At 63.0% G+C, this 14986-nt stretch carries 12 protein-coding genes; 6 read left to right on the top strand and 6 right to left on the bottom strand.

The genetic code is table 11. The annotated features are described in order from the left end of the window. Positions 1 to 47: 47 nt before the first annotated feature. Positions 48 to 1307: a threonine synthase gene (thrC, locus tag WDJ60_RS00390; protein ID WP_340097740.1), complete on the top strand. Its 1260-nt coding sequence runs from the start codon at positions 48 to 50 to the stop codon at positions 1305 to 1307. A gap of 60 nt (positions 1308 to 1367) precedes the next feature. Here the strand turns inward: thrC and WDJ60_RS00385 are convergent, their stop codons facing one another. The 3 genes from WDJ60_RS00385 to WDJ60_RS00375 form a co-directional block, all read right to left on the bottom strand. Then, entirely contained in the window at positions 1368 to 2792 is a 1425-nt protein-coding gene (locus WDJ60_RS00385; RefSeq protein ID WP_340097739.1) for a uracil-xanthine permease family protein, read from the bottom strand. A gap of 327 nt (positions 2793 to 3119) precedes the next feature. After that, positions 3120 to 4157 (bottom strand): LLM class flavin-dependent oxidoreductase, encoded by a 1038-nt coding sequence (locus WDJ60_RS00380; protein WP_340097738.1) that lies wholly within the window; start codon positions 4155 to 4157, stop codon positions 3120 to 3122. Positions 4158 to 4310: 153 nt separating this feature from the next. Then, positions 4311 to 6041: an N-acyl-D-amino-acid deacylase family protein gene (locus WDJ60_RS00375; protein ID WP_340097737.1), complete on the bottom strand. Its 1731-nt coding sequence runs from the start codon at positions 6039 to 6041 to the stop codon at positions 4311 to 4313. 158 nt (positions 6042 to 6199) lie between these two features. Between WDJ60_RS00375 and WDJ60_RS00370 the strand changes: the two genes are divergently transcribed. After that, a complete protein-coding gene (locus WDJ60_RS00370) occupies positions 6200 to 7432 on the top strand; it encodes a Zn-dependent hydrolase (RefSeq protein WP_340097736.1) in 1233 nt (410 codons plus the stop codon). 84 nt (positions 7433 to 7516) lie between these two features. After that, entirely contained in the window at positions 7517 to 8848 is a 1332-nt protein-coding gene (locus WDJ60_RS00365; RefSeq protein ID WP_340097735.1) for a 5'-deoxyadenosine deaminase, read from the top strand. Positions 8849 to 8857: 9 nt separating this feature from the next. Here WDJ60_RS00365 and phnE read toward each other — a convergent pair whose 3' ends face one another. The 3 genes from phnE to phnD are packed head-to-tail and all read right to left on the bottom strand — an operon-like array spanning position 8858 to position 11443. After that, entirely contained in the window at positions 8858 to 9748 is an 891-nt protein-coding gene (phnE, locus tag WDJ60_RS00360; RefSeq protein WP_340097734.1) for a phosphonate ABC transporter, permease protein PhnE, read from the bottom strand. After that, positions 9741 to 10535, bottom strand: coding sequence for a phosphonate ABC transporter ATP-binding protein (locus WDJ60_RS00355; RefSeq protein ID WP_340097733.1), 795 nt, complete (start codon positions 10533 to 10535; stop codon positions 9741 to 9743). The genes phnE and WDJ60_RS00355 overlap by 8 nt, the downstream gene beginning before the upstream one ends. Then, positions 10532 to 11443, bottom strand: coding sequence for a phosphate/phosphite/phosphonate ABC transporter substrate-binding protein (gene phnD, locus WDJ60_RS00350; protein ID WP_340097732.1), 912 nt, complete (start codon positions 11441 to 11443; stop codon positions 10532 to 10534). Before phnD ends, WDJ60_RS00355 begins: the two co-directional genes overlap by 4 nt. 100 nt (positions 11444 to 11543) lie before the next feature. On the opposite strand from phnD, the gene WDJ60_RS00345 reads away from it, so the two are divergent. The 3 genes from WDJ60_RS00345 (at position 11544) to WDJ60_RS00335 (ending at position 14948) form a co-directional block, all read left to right on the top strand. Further along, complete coding sequence (locus tag WDJ60_RS00345) at positions 11544 to 11807, top strand: sulfurtransferase TusA family protein (protein WP_340097731.1); 264 nt, start codon at positions 11544 to 11546, stop codon at positions 11805 to 11807. Positions 11808 to 11965: 158 nt separating this feature from the next. Beyond that, the gene (locus WDJ60_RS00340; protein ID WP_340097730.1) at positions 11966 to 12511 is read left to right on the top strand and encodes a (2Fe-2S)-binding protein; all 546 of its coding nucleotides are present in this window, start codon (positions 11966 to 11968) and stop codon (positions 12509 to 12511) included. After that, positions 12504 to 14948 (top strand): xanthine dehydrogenase family protein molybdopterin-binding subunit, encoded by a 2445-nt coding sequence (locus tag WDJ60_RS00335; protein ID WP_340097729.1) that lies wholly within the window; start codon positions 12504 to 12506, stop codon positions 14946 to 14948. The genes WDJ60_RS00340 and WDJ60_RS00335 overlap by 8 nt, the downstream gene beginning before the upstream one ends. Positions 14949 to 14986: the final 38 nt, after the last annotated feature.

Here is a 14986-nt window from a genome sequence, read left to right as displayed (position 1 = left end):
GATCGCATGGCGGGTCGTTTAAGTTCTCGGCTGCTGTGGTGTGCAGTATGACGATGGAGCACGTCACCACGCTAGAGTGTACCATTTGCGGGGCCGAATACGACCCCGACCAGATCATCTACACCTGCCCGGAGCACGATGGTGTAAAGGGTATTCTCGAGGTGAAGTACGATTACGACGTCATCCATGACAATTTCGACGCCGACCTGGACGGTGACATCCGGAGCGAGTGGAAGTACGAGGCGTTCCTGCCAGTCCACGACGAGGCCGAGCGCGTCACGCTCAACGAGGGCGGAACGGACCTCTTCGACGCGCCGAATCTCAGCGAGGAACTCGGCGTGACGACGCTGGTCAAAGACGATGGCCGCAACCCGACGGGCTGTTTCAAGGACCGCGCGAGTTCCATCGCGGTCACGAAGGCCAAACACGCCGGGCGCGACATCATCACCTGCGCGTCGACCGGCAACGCGGCGGCGTCGCTGTCGGGCTACGCAGCCCGCGGCGGCCTCGACTGCCGCATCTTCGTTCCTGGCGACGCGCCAACGGGCAAACTCGCACAGCCGCTCGTCTACGGCGCGGACGTTCTCGCCGTCGAGGGCAGTTACGACGAGGCCTACGACCTCTCTGTCGAGGTCACCGAAACGTACGGCTGGTACAACCGCAACGCCGCTATCAATCCGTTCCAGGTCGAGGGCAAGCGCACCGTCGGCCACGAGCTCGCAGAGCAGTCAGTCGTCCGCGGTGAGGTTCCCGACTGGGTCGTCTTCTCGATGGGTGACGGCTGTACCATCGCCGGTGCCTGGAAGGGGTTCAAGGAGTTCTACGACCTCGACTACGTCGAGGACCACCCCAAGATGCTGGGCGTCCAGGCGGAGGGCGCCCCGGCAATCCACGAATCGTTCCACGGCCACGACAACATCGACGACATCGCGGAGACGCTGGCCGACAGCATCTCGGTCGGACGCCCGCGAAACACGATCAAGGCCTGTCGCGCGCTCGAACAGAGCGGCGGCACCTCGGTGCTCGTCAGCGACGAGGACATCCTCGATGCAGAGGTCCTGCTCGGGAGCACTGAAGGGATCTACACCGAACCGGCGGGCGCGACGCCGCTGGCTGGCGTCAAAAAGGCGCTCGCCGAGGGCATCATCGACAGCGACGAAACGGTCGTCGTCAACTCGACCGGGTTCGGGCTGAAAGACACCAAGAGTGCGGAAACGGCGACTGGCGGCGTCGACCGTATCGACCCCGAAATTAGTGAGGTCGAGCAACTCTACGGCACTGCCGAGGAAGCTGCAGCAGACGACTGACGGTATCGGAACCGCTGATTTTTTCGGCGAACGGACCAACGCTGTGCCGTCGTCCGCTTGTCAGTCGTCGTCTTCAGCCGACGCTGTCGCCGGCTCGGAAATCCCCGGCTCGGAACCCTCAGGCGTATCCGGTGCGAGTCCCGCCGTGTATTCCGTGGGACCGGTACCGACACCACCGCCCGGGAGGACGATATTGAGTATCACTGCGGCAAAGCCACCCGTCACGAGTGCGGAGCCAAACAGCGTCTGGGCTTCGTTCGGGAAGGCCTGGAGAACGTCTGGTCGGAACGCCACGCCGAGACCCAGCGCGACAGACAGTGCAAGGATGGTCGAATTCCGCTGGTTCAGTTCGACATTCTGGTTGATGAGGCGGGCGCCTGCGGAGAAAATCATCGCAAACAAAATGAGTGCGCCACCACCGAGCACAGCGTCGGGCATCACGGAGACGATTGCCCCGACTTTCGGCACGAATCCGAGAACCACCAGAATACCGCCACCGAGACCCACAACGTGTCGACTCGCGACACCAGTGAAGTTTACCAGCCCGACGTTTTGCGAAAACGAAGTGTTTGGCATCGCGTTGAACACCGCACCGAACGCACTCATGACGCCATCCGCGATGAGACCGCCACGGAGTTCGGTTCCGCGCGCATCTCTCCCCGTCGCGGAGACGGTTCCCGAAATGTCACCGATCGTCTCCATCCCAGTGATTATGTAGAGGAATCCGACCGTGAGGATTGCGCTGGGTTCGAAAGCGAGGCCGTATTTCAGCGGGGTTGGAACGGTAATCCAGCCGGCCGACGCGACGGTCGAAAAGTCGACCACGCCGAGCCCAATCGCGGCGACGTAGCCGACGACGATACCGACGAAGACGCTGATGACTCGAAGAAACCCCCCGAAAAACTGGTTCAGAACCAGCGTCACCACCAGTACGAGCCCCGCAAGACCGAGATTGGTAAACGATCCGTAGTCAGCTGCACCCGCACCGCCCGCGGCGTAGTCCATGCCGGTCGGAATGAGCGTCAGCCCGATGAGCATCACGACGATGCCGGTGACGAGCGGTGGGAAGAACTTCCGAAACCGGTCGAGCGAAAAGCCCATCACCATCTCGATGGGTGCAGCGACGAGCGCTGCACCGAACACCGCCGCGAGCCCGAACTGGTTGCCGATGCCGATGAGTGGCCCCAGGAACGCGAAGCTGGTTCCCATGACGATTGGGAGTCGCGCCCCGATCGGTCCGATTGGGAACGCCTGGACGATGGTCGCAACCCCAGCGACGATGAGAGCCATCTGGACGAGGAACGTCGTCTCCCCAGTGACAGAGCCAACCGCACCTGCCAGAATGAGTGGGGGTGCGACGTTCCCGAGGAACATCGCCAGCACGTGCTGGATACCCAGCGGAACCGCCTCACCCAACGGAGGTCTGTCCTCGATATCGTACAGTACCACTGAATCAGTCGAACTGGTGGTTTCTGAACCGCTCATACTCGACTTGTCAACAGCACCCATTTTTAATCTTACCTATTGTGCGAGATTTACCACCTGATTGTTCATTAATTCACAATTTTAGACTGTTTTCGGGCAATAGATGCCAGCAGGAATTTACACGGGTGCTGGCGAATACACCGAACGGCCAGGCTGAGTCGTGCGGTTTTATTTTATGAATTTTTTCTTTAAAACACACAATAAAATAGTAAAATTGGGGGTTTTCGCTGCTCAGCGTTCACAGAGAGAACGCACAGTGGGGGGGTCCCGAGACTCATTCCGGCCGCATAGCGGGGATCGACACGACGTCTGCCGGCAGTCTCCCCACTACAGGTAGCCGTCGGCGAACTCCTCGATCATCAGTTCGGGATCGTCCCCGAGCGGATAGAGGATGGGACACTGACAGCCGTTGTCGGCGTACTCGGCGACCTTCTGGCGACACTGTTCGGGCGTGCCGCTCGCGGTCAGTTTGTGGACGACATCGTCGGGGATGAGGTGCATTCCCTCCTGGATGTCCTCCTCGTCGGCCGGCCAGCCACCGATTGCCTCGCCGACCTCGTCGATGAGGTCCTGGCTCACGCCGGAGGCCTTCATGATGTGTGGCTGCTGCCCGAGATACTGCGTGATGAGTTCGCGGGCGTTGTCGAGTGCCTTGTCGAGGTCGTGGTCCATCGAACAGACGACCAGTTGTGGCCGGTCGATATCCTCAAGCGTGCGGTCGGCCCGCTCTGCGCCGGTCTCCAGCGCGTCGAGGGCCTTCTGGTTGTACTCGGGGCTGACGAGGTAATTGAGTAGCGCGCCGTCCGCGAAGTGCCCCGTCAGTTCGAGCATCTTGAAGCCCGTTCCACCGACGTACACCGGAACCGTTCGGGGGCCGGCGTCGCCGTGGACAATGTCGAGTTCGACGTCACGCATATTGACGAACTCGCCGTCGTAGGTGACGTTCTCCATGTCCAGCAGGTCCTGGGTCACTTCGACGCACTCGCGCATCGCGCGCAGCGCGCCGCTGCGGTCGATACCGACCTTCTCGGCGAGGGGGTCCCACCACGCGCCGATACCACAGAGGATGCGGTCACGACCTGCTAGCTCTTCGAGCGTACTCATCGTCTGTGCGATGAGCGCCGTGTTACGCGTCCAGTTGTTGATGACGCCCGAGCCGATCTTGATGTCGTCGGTGACCGCCGCGTAGGCGGCCATCGGGGTGATCGCGTCACGGGCAAGTCGGGACTCCGCCTGCCAGACTTCGTCGAAGCCGTGGTTCTCCGCGCGCTGGACCAGCTCCATGTTCTCCCGGATGGAGTGTTTGTCCTGCAGGTACATCCCGACACGGTCGCCTCTCTCACTAACTCGCTTGCTCTCGCTCATGGAACACTGTAGAGTGTTGTTCGAGACATTTTAAATAGTTATGGGCTGAGGTACACGGGAACGTATTTCTCCAGCGAGCGGCCCGATTCCTGTCGAAATGTTCTGTTTCCGTCCACCTTCATCGGAGACCGTGCCCGAAAATCGAAGTCAGAGCTAGGGAGAAGGCGACGCGGTCTGCCGGTCGAGTTCGGGCCGGTTCGGGCCGCCCCACTCCTCAGTCGACCGGAGGACTGTTCCGTTCCGTTCGCCGGTCGGGTCGCCGTCGCGGACCGCGATTTCCCCGCCGACGAGGACGTACTCGAATCCATCGGAGAGTTGCAGCGGGTCCTCGTAGGTGGCGTTCTCCCGGACGTCGGAGAGGTCGAAGACGACGAGGTCGGCGACGTACCCCTCTCTGACGTAGCCCCGGTCTTGCAGTCCGAGGATGTCCGCGGGGTTGCCAGCGGCCTTGTAGGCCGTCAGTTCCGGTGTGAGCGTCTCGCGGTCGTCGACGTAGTGGTCGAGAATCCGGGCGAAGGCACCGATAGCGCGGGGATGGGGTTTCCCGCCGAAGATACCGTCTGTACAGAAGGTGCCGCGGTCGTCCGCGAGGAATCGCTCGATATCCTCCTCGGACATGATGAAATCGGCCATCGTGACTGCCAGATCCTCCTCGAGCAGGAGTTCACACATCGCCTCGACGGGGTCGAGATCCCGCTCGGTCGCGATGTCCGCGATGGTGTCCCCCTGAGACTCGCCGCTCCCGGTCTGCGTGATGAGGATGTTGTCCCAGTCGCCAGCGGCGCGAGCGAGGTTCTCCCACTCGCTGGGCGAGTTGATATCCTCGGTAATATCTTCGACGGTCTCGGGGTCTCGCAGACGAGTTCTGATATCTCTCGGCTTGCCTTTTCGCGCCCAGGGCGGCAACAGCGCGGTCAGCATGGTCGAGCCAGCGGTGTAGGGATACTGGTCGAACGTGACTCGCTGTCCCCGCTCGATGGCGTCGTCGAACAGGTCGACGATCTGTTCGGATTTGCCCCAGTTCTGTTGCCCACCGACCTTGAGGTGAGAGACGTGTGCGTGACAGCCACCCCGGTCGCAGATATCGAGATAGCGATCGATAGACTCGACGACGCGGTTCGTCTCGTTCCAGACGTGTGAAATCATAAACGAGTCACGCTCGCCAAGCACCTCTGCGAGCGCCTCCAGTTCCTGGTCGCGCCCGTAGGAACTCGGCGGGTAGATCATCCCTTTCGACATCCCGAACGCCCCCTCGTCCAGCGCCACCGCGAGTTCGTTCTGTACGGCCCCGAGCGCACCGGGCGCAGCGTCGGTGTCGCTGCCCTGCCACTGGGACTTCGAAACCACCAGTTCGTTTGAGCCCGAGACGACCACGTTCTCGCCAGAGATCGAGCGGTCCTCGAATCCCGCGATGAGCGAGCGCAGGTTGCCGTGCGGGACGTAGTAGGCACAGTTGACGGCGGGGTCGGCCGCGTCGAGTTCGTCGAGATACTCACCGACCGAGTTCCAGGGCCAGGGTTCGTCGAGGCTCCCGTTGAGGGATTCGTTGTGCTCCTCCCACTGCTCTCGCAGTGCTGCTGGCACCGGTGCGACGCTGATCCCGTCCTGGCCGAGGACTTCCGTCGTAATTCCCTGCGTGAGCTTTTCTGTCGCACCGGGAGTATGCAACAGACGCAGGTCCGAGTGGGCGTGCATATCGATGAATCCCGGGGCGAGATACGATCCCCCGAGGTCGATTTCACGGTCGGCACCCGCTGGTTCGTCGCCGATTCGTCGAATTTCGTTCCCGGAAATCAGAACGTGGGCAGTAAATGCGGGTCTGCCACTCCCGTCGAGAACCGTCGCGTGTTGAAATTCTAGAGACTCGTCTGACGATACTGTCATGCCACAACGATGGAGAACAACCCTCTATTTTCTTTCGGTTATGCGACCCAGTGACACACGCTGGGAAAATCCATAGTTCACGCAAATTCTGCGAGCTAACCGCCATAGAGAGGATTGTCAGCGGAATCTTCAAGTTTGGCCACCGAGTCGGTGCCACCATGGCAGACCCAGCTGTGGATAGCGAGCGGTTTCGGCAGAAGTTCGACTCCTTCAGCGAGATCGGTGCGACCGACGCGGGCGGCGTCAATCGGCCGGCACTCTCCGACGAGAACAAACAGGCCCGAGACAGGGTCGTCGAGTGGTTCGAGGACGCCGGGCTGGACGTGACTATCGACGAGATGGGAAACATCTTCGGCCGCCGCGACGGAGAGGAGGACGACCTCGCGCCCGTGCTGTTCGGCTCGCACGTCGACAGCCAGTACAACGGCGGGCGCTTCGACGGCGTCACCGGCGTCCTCGGCGCGCTCGAGGTCGTCGAGGCGCTCAACGAAGCCGACGTGACCACCCGCCGCCCCCTCGAAATCGTCTGCTGGAGCAACGAGGAGGGCGTTCGCTTCCAGCCGGACATGCTCGGGAGCGGCGTCTTCTGTGACGTGTTCGACCTCGACTACGCCTACGCTCGCGAGGACAAGGACGGCAACACCTTCGGCGAGGAACTGGAACGCATCAGCTACAAGGGTGATGCACCCTGCGAACCGCGTGACATTCACACCTACTTCGAGATGCACGTCGAGCAGGGTCCGTTCCTCGAACAGGAGGGGCTCCCCGTCGCGGCCGTCGAGGGCGTCTTCGGCTTCTCGTGGATGAATGTCACCTTCGAGGGACAGGCCAACCACGCCGGTCCGACGCCGATGAACATGCGCCACGACGCGATGGTCGCGACGAGCGACGTTATTCAGGCCGTCCGTCGCATCACCGCCACGGAGGGAACTGACCTCGTCGGGACCGTCGGTAGTGTCGACGTGTGGCCCAACGCCATCAACGTCATCCCCGAGACCGTCGAGTTCACCGTCGACTTCCGGTCGTACGACGACGACGCCGTCGACGCCGCCGTCGGGCGCATCCAGCAGGAAATCGAGTGGGCCGCCGAACGGGAGGGACTCGATTACGAGTTCGAGCAGATCATGCGCGTCGACGCCGACCCGTTCCACGAGGCGTGTATCGATACCGTGGTTGCGGCCGCCGAGGAGTTAGACCACAACTACACGCGACTTGTGAGCGGCGCCGGCCACGATGCGAACTATCTGAACAAAATTTGCCCGTCGAGCATGATTTTCGTCCCGAGCGTCGACGGCATCAGCCACCGGGAGAGCGAGTTCACCGAGTGGGAGGATATCGTCGTCGGCACCGAAATCCTCCTCGAAGCCGTCCAGAAGCGGGCAGCAGAATAACTCACCGCGCGGGGCCCGTACTCAGCGCAGTATCAGCGGCGGTGGGAACGCTTTTGTATCCGGCTCTGTATCCGTATGAACGGTATGATACTCTCCGGGACCGTCGTCCCAGATTCGTCTACGGTCATCGAGGACGGCAGCGTCGTCGTCGAGGGGTCGCACATCGAAGCCGTCGGCGATCGCACCGATGTCGTCGAGCAGTATCCCGGCCACGAGGAGGCCGAATACGACATTCTCCTGCCGGGGCTGGTCGGCGCACACGTTCACTCCGTCCAGAGCCTCGGGCGGGGTATCGCGGACGACACCGAACTGCTGGACTGGCTCTTCGACTACATTCTCCCGATGGAGGCGTCGCTGTCGGCCGAGGAGATGGAAGTCGCCGCGAAACTCGGCTACCTCGAATGCATCGAGAGCGGGACGACGACGGTCGTCGACCACCTCTCGGTCAACCACGCCGACCGCGCCTTCGAGGCCGCCGGCGAGATGGGGATTCGGGGTGCGCTCGGCAAGGTGATGATGGACCAGCGCTCGCCCGATAATCTCGCCGAGGAGACCGAGCAGGCGCTCGACGAGAGCGAGCAACTCATCCGGGAGTACCACGGCTCGTTCGACGACCGGATTCGCTACGCGCTGACGCCACGCTTTGCCGTCTCCTGTACCGAAGCCTGTCTCCGCGGCACTCGAGAGATCGCAGACAGGTACGACGGCGTCCGGATTCACACCCACGCCAGCGAGAACCGGAGCGAAATCGAGACGGTCGAGGCCGACACCGGGATGCGGAACATCCACTGGCTCGACGAGGTCGGAATCACCGGCGAGGACGTCGTCCTCGCACACTGTGTCTGGACCGACGAGAGCGAGCGCGAAATCCTCGAAGAGACCGGCACCCACGTCACGCACTGTCCCTCTTCGAACATGAAACTCGCCTCCGGCGTCGCCCCCGTCTGGGACTACCTCGACCGCGGTATCAACGTCGCGCTCGGCAACGACGGCCCCCCCTGTAACAACACGCTCGACCCCTTTACCGAGATGCGCCAGGCCAGCCTCCTCCAGAAGGTCGAACACCTCGACCCGACCGCGACGCCCGCCGCGGATATCTTCGAGATGGCGACGGTCAACGGTGCGGAAGCCGCCGGGTTCGACAACGTCGGCAAACTCAAGGAGGGGTGGCGCGCGGACATCGTCGGCGTCCAGACCGAAGGCGTGACGCGGGCGGCACCGCTGCACGACGTGCTCTCGCATCTCGTCTTCGCTGCCCACGGCGACGACGTGGTGTTCACGATGGTCGACGGCAACGTGCTGGTCGACGACGGCGAAGTGACGACTGTCGATGCCGACGACATTCGCCAGCAGGCGAGAGATATCGACCTCGACCTCGAAGAAGCGCGGAAGACCGCCCAGGACGCCAAACCCTGAGCAGTTAGCTCAGGTGAGCCGTTCACGCAGTCGAGATGCCAGCGCGTCACTGCACACGACGAGAACGAAAACGGCGACGATGGCTGTCAGGAGTTTCGCGTACTGTAACCGCTGAATCGTGATAACCAGATAGTAGCCGATGCCGCCAGCGCCGACGAAGCCGAGAATCGTCGCCGAGCGGATGGTACACTCCCACCGATACAGCGTGTAGGAGGCGACGGTGGCTGTCACCTGCGGAATCATGCCGTGACAGACCGCCTGGAAACGCGTTGCGCCGCTCGTCGCCACCGCTTCGGTCGTCATCGGGTCCGTATCCTCGAGGAAGTCGGCGTAAAGTTTGCCGAGGACGCCGGTATTGTGGACGCCAAGTGCCAGCGCGCCGGCGAAGGGGCCGAGTCCCACGGCGGTGACGAAGAGAAATCCCCAGACGAGTCCGGGGACCGACCGGAGGAAACTAAGGAAAAATCGGCTCGCCTGTGCGACCGTCCGGCCGAACGTCCGTCGCGTTCGGGAGGCGTCGGCATACAGCGGCCCGCGGTGCATGACCGGCGCCGAACTGGCGAGCGCCAGCGGGACAGCGAACACGACTGCGAGCGCCGTGGCCACGACGCTTATCGCCAGCGTCTCGATGACTGCCCAGAGCAAACCCTCCCGGAGATTCCGTCCAAAGAGATACTCGCTGCTGGTGTCCGGCGGAATCCCCTCGGCGACGAACGCCACCATCTGCTCGCGTGCCGCCGGCGAGACCAGCGCCGGAATGTCGACCTCGACAACCCATGCTGCGAGCGCGAGAGCGACGGTACCAGTTAGAAGCCAGCCGAGTTGTCGCTTCGACAGGACGGACTCGCCGCGGTCGGGGTCGAACTCGTCGGCTGCGGGTTTCGAGGTGCGTTCAGACATACCACTGCGGTTCCTCGGTCGCCGCTTTACTATCTCGACCCCCCGTCCGCTCGTCGCTGTCGCGAGTCGAGGCCCCAGCCGCGAACAGATCGGAGAGCATCTGGTCGGTCACGTCGGCGGGTGGGGCGTCGAAGCGAACGCGACCGTCAGCGATGCCGATGACACGGTCGTAGCGGTCGAGTGCGAGGTCGATGTCGTGCAGGACCGTCAGGAGGATACGGTCCTCGGTCACCGAATCGAGCACGTCGAGCACCGTCGCTCGGGAGGAGGGGTCGAGATTCGCGGTCGGTTCGTCAGCCAGCACGGCAGGGGCATCTTGGATGACCGCGCGGGCGAAGGCGACGCGCTGGCGCTCGCCGGCGCTGAGCTGGTCGACTCGCTGGCTGGCCTTCGCTCGCAGGCCGACCGAGTCCAGCAGTTCGAGCGCGGGCTCGGGATTCCGTGGCGAGATGGGTTCGAGCAGCCCGCGCCACCACGAGAGGTCGCCCACGCGCCCGCTGAGGACGTTCGAAAGCGCCGTTCGCCGGTCGACGAGCGTCCCACCCTGATAGGCGAGTGCGATGTCGTCGCTCGTCGCGTGCTCGCCGTCGAACGTGATGTCGCCGCTGTCTGGCTGAAGTGAGCTGTTGGCCAGACGCAGGAGCGTCGTCTTGCCGGCCCCCGACGGCCCGACGAGCGCGACTCGTTCGCCGTCGACGATACGAGCGGAGACGTTCTCGACCGCCGGCTCGCCGTCGAAGCGCTTGGTGACGCCGTCGAAGCGGAGCTCGTGGTTCGATTGGGTCATCCCGTCGTCTGCCCTCCGTCGTCGAGCAGTCCCGCCATCTCGACCCCGTCGTTGAGCGACGTGAAATCGTCGTGAGTGACGGGAACATACTCGTCTACGTTCTGTGTCTCCAGAATGTCCGCGTTATCGCTCTCGTCGAGCGACGTGAACGCGTCGCGAACAGCGTCGATACGACCCTCACCGACTGACGGGGCGACGGCCCACGGGTAGTCCGGAAAGCCTGGCGTTCGCCACACCTCGGTCACACCGTCGCCCAGCGTACCGTCTTCGACCAGGGAATCGTAGATACGGGCATTCAGCGCACCAACGTCGCCACTGCCGTTGGCAACCGTCTTTGCGGTGGCGTCGTGCGCCCCGACGTGAGTACTCGAAGCGAAGTCGGCAGGGCTGGTGTCGTGCTCAGTCTGGAGGTAGTAGGTCGGCATCACGGTCCCACTCGTGCTGATTGGGTCGCCAAAGACGAGGTCGTACTGGCCGGGCGAGGCGGTGATATCTTCCATTGCTGCAACGTCCGCCGACTCGTGCGTGATGAATACGGAGTGCCAGTCGGTCGAGCCATCCTTCGAGCCGACGACGACTGGTTCTGCGTCGGCGCGGTGGTGAGCGAGGACGTAGGAGACGCCGCCGAAATAGGCGATATCGACCTGTCCGGACGCCATCGAGCGGACCATTCCGGCGTAATCCGCGGAGGTGCTGAGGTCGATAGTCACGTCGAGTTGGTTCTCCAGATACTCGGCAAGACCGGTGTTTTGCTGAATCGCTGTGTCCGGGTCGACGTCAGGGACGACACCCATCTCGATTGTCTGGGCACTCCCCTGGCCGAATCCGAGACAGCCAGCGGTAGCGAGTGTGGCTCCGACAGCCGCGAGATAGGACCGACGGCTGGTCGGAAACTGCGAGCGCGCCATACACACCCATTCGTCAGCGCCCGAATAACAGTTCGGGTCGGTGCAAACACCACCTGCCACTGGCAGAATGGTTATTATGCTCGCTGTAAAATGGACGTGTGTGGAACTCGACGTGAGCGGTCTGGTCTGTCCGCAACCTGTCCTGGTCGTCCGGCGCTGCCTGGCGGAACTCGACCCGGGCGAGGAGCTCGTCGTCACCGGCGACTACCCGCCCGCCGCACGCAGCATCAGGCGAACCTGCTACAAACACGGCTACGACGTGGCGACGGGGTCACCTGTCGAGGACGACGGCACGTTCACCGTCCGGATTCGAGTCACGGAGTCGGCAACGCTGACCGAGTCGGTTGCCGACACTGACGCCTGAGCGTGTCACGGGCCGAGATAGAGAGGATACTGCTCTCGCAAATTCTGCCGACAGCGGCGGTCTGACTCGGTTCTGCGCCGGAATCCACCCATAGATATTTGTGGAATCATACCACAGTATTAGCACATGCGAGTTCCCGTTCCAACGGAGGCATCTCTATGAACGTCGCACTGACTATCAACGGCGAATCGACGAGTATCGACGCCCGCGAGGGCGAACACCTCGCTGCCGCGCTCCGGCGAAACGGCTACACCGGCGTCAAGTGTGGCTGTGACGGCGGCGACTGTGGCGCGTCGACGATTCTGATCGACGACGAAGCGACGATGGCCTGTGGCATGCCCGCGACCGACGCTGAGGGCAGTTCCATCGAGACGATTGCCGCACTCGGGACACAGAACGACCTTCACCCGATTCAGCAGGCGTTCGTCGACAACTTCGCGGTGCAGTGTGGCTTCTGCATCCCGGGGATGATACTGCAGACGAAGGAGTTGCTCGACGAGAATCCCGACCCGACGGAGGCAGAGGTCCGGGAGGCAATCGACGACATCGTCTGTCGCTGCACGGGCTACCAGAAACCAGTCGAGGCGATTATGGATGCTGCCGGCCGGATGCGCGGCGAGCGCGTCGCGACAGACGGTGGGTCGACGACGTCAGCGGCCAGCCGTGGCCGGATGGATTGTTGCGGGGGTGTGACCGATGAGTGACGACGCATCCGACCCCAAGACCGACGGTGGTTCCGCGTCGCAGTCGACGCCTGACGAACCCGAAGAACTGGAGAATCTCCCGCTCGAATGGGACGAGCCGGAAAACAACAGGAAAGCACCCAGCGAACGGGCGAGCGTCTCCCAGCGCGCCGAAAAAGACGACGACCGGAAGCTCGTCACCGGCGAAGCGAAGTATACCGCCGACTACGAGACGCAGTTCCCGGACCTCGCACACGCCGCGGTCGTCCGGAGTGAGATTCCCCACGGCTACGTGACCGACGTCGACACCGAGGCCGCCGAGCAGATGGAGGGGGTCCACGCCGTGCTCACGCCGTGGTCCGAGGAGGTACCAGATCGGAAGTACACCAGTGCGGGCCAGTCGTACCCCGAGCCGAGCCCGTGGGACATGCAGATTCTCAACGAACACGTCCGCTACGTCGGCGACCCGATCGTGGCTATCGCGGCCGACGAACCGGAAACTGCGGAGGCGGCTGCCGACGCTGTCGAGATCAGCTACGAGGAAGAGGAGTTCGTCCTGGACCCCGAGGAGGCCTACGACGAGGACGCGCCGCGACTCTTCGACGAGGACGAAGTAGAGAACAAGATTGTCGGCCACGACTACGAGCGCAACCGGATGGCATCCATCGGTGGGGAAGTCGGTGACGCGGCTGCCGCCTTCGAGTCCGACGACCTCAACGTCCACGAGACCGAGTGGGAGACGATTCGGCAATCCCACGCCAACGTCGAGAAACACACGACGCTGGCCTACACCAACGAAGATGATCGGAAGGTGCTCGTCACCAGCACGCAGGTCCCCAACCACACGCGACGACAGCTCTCTGACCTGTTCGACATCCCGCTTCGGGATATTCAGGTGACGAAACCCCGCGTCGGCGGTGGCTTCGGCGGCAAGCAGGCGATGGTCGTCGAGCCGATTCCGCTCGCGCTCTCGCTGGCTATCGACCGGCCGGTCATCTACGAGGCCAGCCGCAAAGAGGAGTTCGGTGCGATGCGCTCCAGGCACCCGATGAAAGTCCGTGCGCGCTCTGCGGTCACCGACGACGGTGAAATCGAGGCGCTCGAACTCCGCGCACTCTCGAACACCGGCGCGTACGGAAGTCACGGAATGACCGTCGCCGGCAACGTCGGCAGCAAACCACTGCCGCTGTACTCGAAAGTGCCGAACGTCAATTTCGAAGCTGATATCGTTCACACCAACACGCCACAGACGGGCGCGATGCGCGGCTACGGCGCGCCACAGGGCACGCTCGCGCTGGAGGGTCACCTCGACGAGGTCGCGCGCGACCTCGATCTCGACCCCATCGAACTCCGCGAGAACCACTATATGGAGGTCGGCGACATCGACGAGATTGCGGGGATGATGGGCGGCGAAGGCGCAGAACGGCGTATCCGCTCGTGCGGTCTCGACGAGTGTATCGCCCGTGGGAAAGAGGCGATCGGCTACGACGACATCGAGCAACCCGACGAGGAGCACCTCCACCGCGGCATCGGCATGGCACTGTCCGCACAGGGAACCGGCGTCGCAGGCGACGAACTCGGTGCCGCCCAGATGATGATGAACGAGGACGGCTCATTCCACCTCCAGGTCGGTGGCGTCGACATCGGGACGGGCGCGGACACCGCGTTCAACCAGATCGCGTCGGAGGTGCTCGGCTGTGACGAGAAAGACATCGTCATCAAGTCCTCGGACACCGACGTGACCCCCTTCGACTACGGCGCGTACGCCTCCTCGACGACGTACATCAGCGGCGCGGCAGTCAAGAAAGCCGCCGAAGACGCGAAAGAACGTATCCTCGAGTGGGGCTCGCGCATGCTCGAGGAGTCGGTCGAGAATCTCGACACCGCAGACGGTAAAGTCGTGAGTAGCGAGACGGGCGATTCAGTTACCCTCGAGGAGATCGGCTACGAGTCGGTGTACGGCGACGACGAGCGCGAGCAGATTCTCGGCAAAGGTACCCACTCCACCGAGGAGAGCCCGCCACCGTTCGCTGCACAGTTCGCCGACGTGACCGTAGACGAGCGTACCGGCGAGTTCGAGGTGAACAAGCTGGTCGTCGGCGTCGACTGTGGCGTCGCCATCAACCCCGGTATGGCCGAAGGACAGGTCGAAGGAGCGAATCACATGAGCTACGAGATGGCGACCTGCGAGGGCGTCACCATCGACGACGACGGGCACGCCGAGGTCACCGACTTCGATGAGTACGGGTTCCCGACGGCCACAGAGTCTCCACCAATCGAGGCGATTCTCGTCGAGACGCACGAGCCGACCGGTCCGTTCGGGGCGAAGTCCGTCGCGGAGGTGCCGACCAACACCGTTCCGCCAGCACTTTCGAACGCTATTCGGGAGGCCGTCGGCGTTCGGGTTACGGAGATGCCGATCACGAGCGAGAAGATTGCGGAGGCGCTCGACGACTGAGACGGAGTTTCGGTTTCATCCGGCAATCGAACAAAGTA

The organism is Salinibaculum salinum (assembly GCF_037645885.1).
Classification (GTDB): domain Archaea; phylum Halobacteriota; class Halobacteria; order Halobacteriales; family Haloarculaceae; genus Salinibaculum; species Salinibaculum salinum.
This window is presented reverse-complemented; position numbering and strand designations above follow the sequence as displayed.

Coding starts and splice junctions, on each gene's coding strand:
- WDJ60_RS00335 (WP_340097729.1), top strand. CDS start 12,504: ATGAGTGACGACGCATCCGACCCCAAGACCGACGGTGGTTCCGCGTCG.
- WDJ60_RS00355 (WP_340097733.1), bottom strand. CDS start 10,535: ATGACCCAATCGAACCACGAGCTCCGCTTCGACGGCGTCACCAAGCGC.
- WDJ60_RS00380 (WP_340097738.1), bottom strand. CDS start 4,157: ATGAGCGAGAGCAAGCGAGTTAGTGAGAGAGGCGACCGTGTCGGGATG.
- phnD (WP_340097732.1), bottom strand. CDS start 11,443: ATGGCGCGCTCGCAGTTTCCGACCAGCCGTCGGTCCTATCTCGCGGCT.
- WDJ60_RS00370 (WP_340097736.1), top strand. CDS start 6,200: ATGGCAGACCCAGCTGTGGATAGCGAGCGGTTTCGGCAGAAGTTCGAC.
- phnE (WP_340097734.1), bottom strand. CDS start 9,748: ATGTCTGAACGCACCTCGAAACCCGCAGCCGACGAGTTCGACCCCGAC.
- WDJ60_RS00375 (WP_340097737.1), bottom strand. CDS start 6,041: ATGACAGTATCGTCAGACGAGTCTCTAGAATTTCAACACGCGACGGTT.
- thrC (WP_340097740.1), top strand. CDS start 48: ATGACGATGGAGCACGTCACCACGCTAGAGTGTACCATTTGCGGGGCC.
- WDJ60_RS00365 (WP_340097735.1), top strand. CDS start 7,517: ATGATACTCTCCGGGACCGTCGTCCCAGATTCGTCTACGGTCATCGAG.
- WDJ60_RS00385 (WP_340097739.1), bottom strand. CDS start 2,792: ATGAGCGGTTCAGAAACCACCAGTTCGACTGATTCAGTGGTACTGTAC.
- WDJ60_RS00340 (WP_340097730.1), top strand. CDS start 11,966: ATGAACGTCGCACTGACTATCAACGGCGAATCGACGAGTATCGACGCC.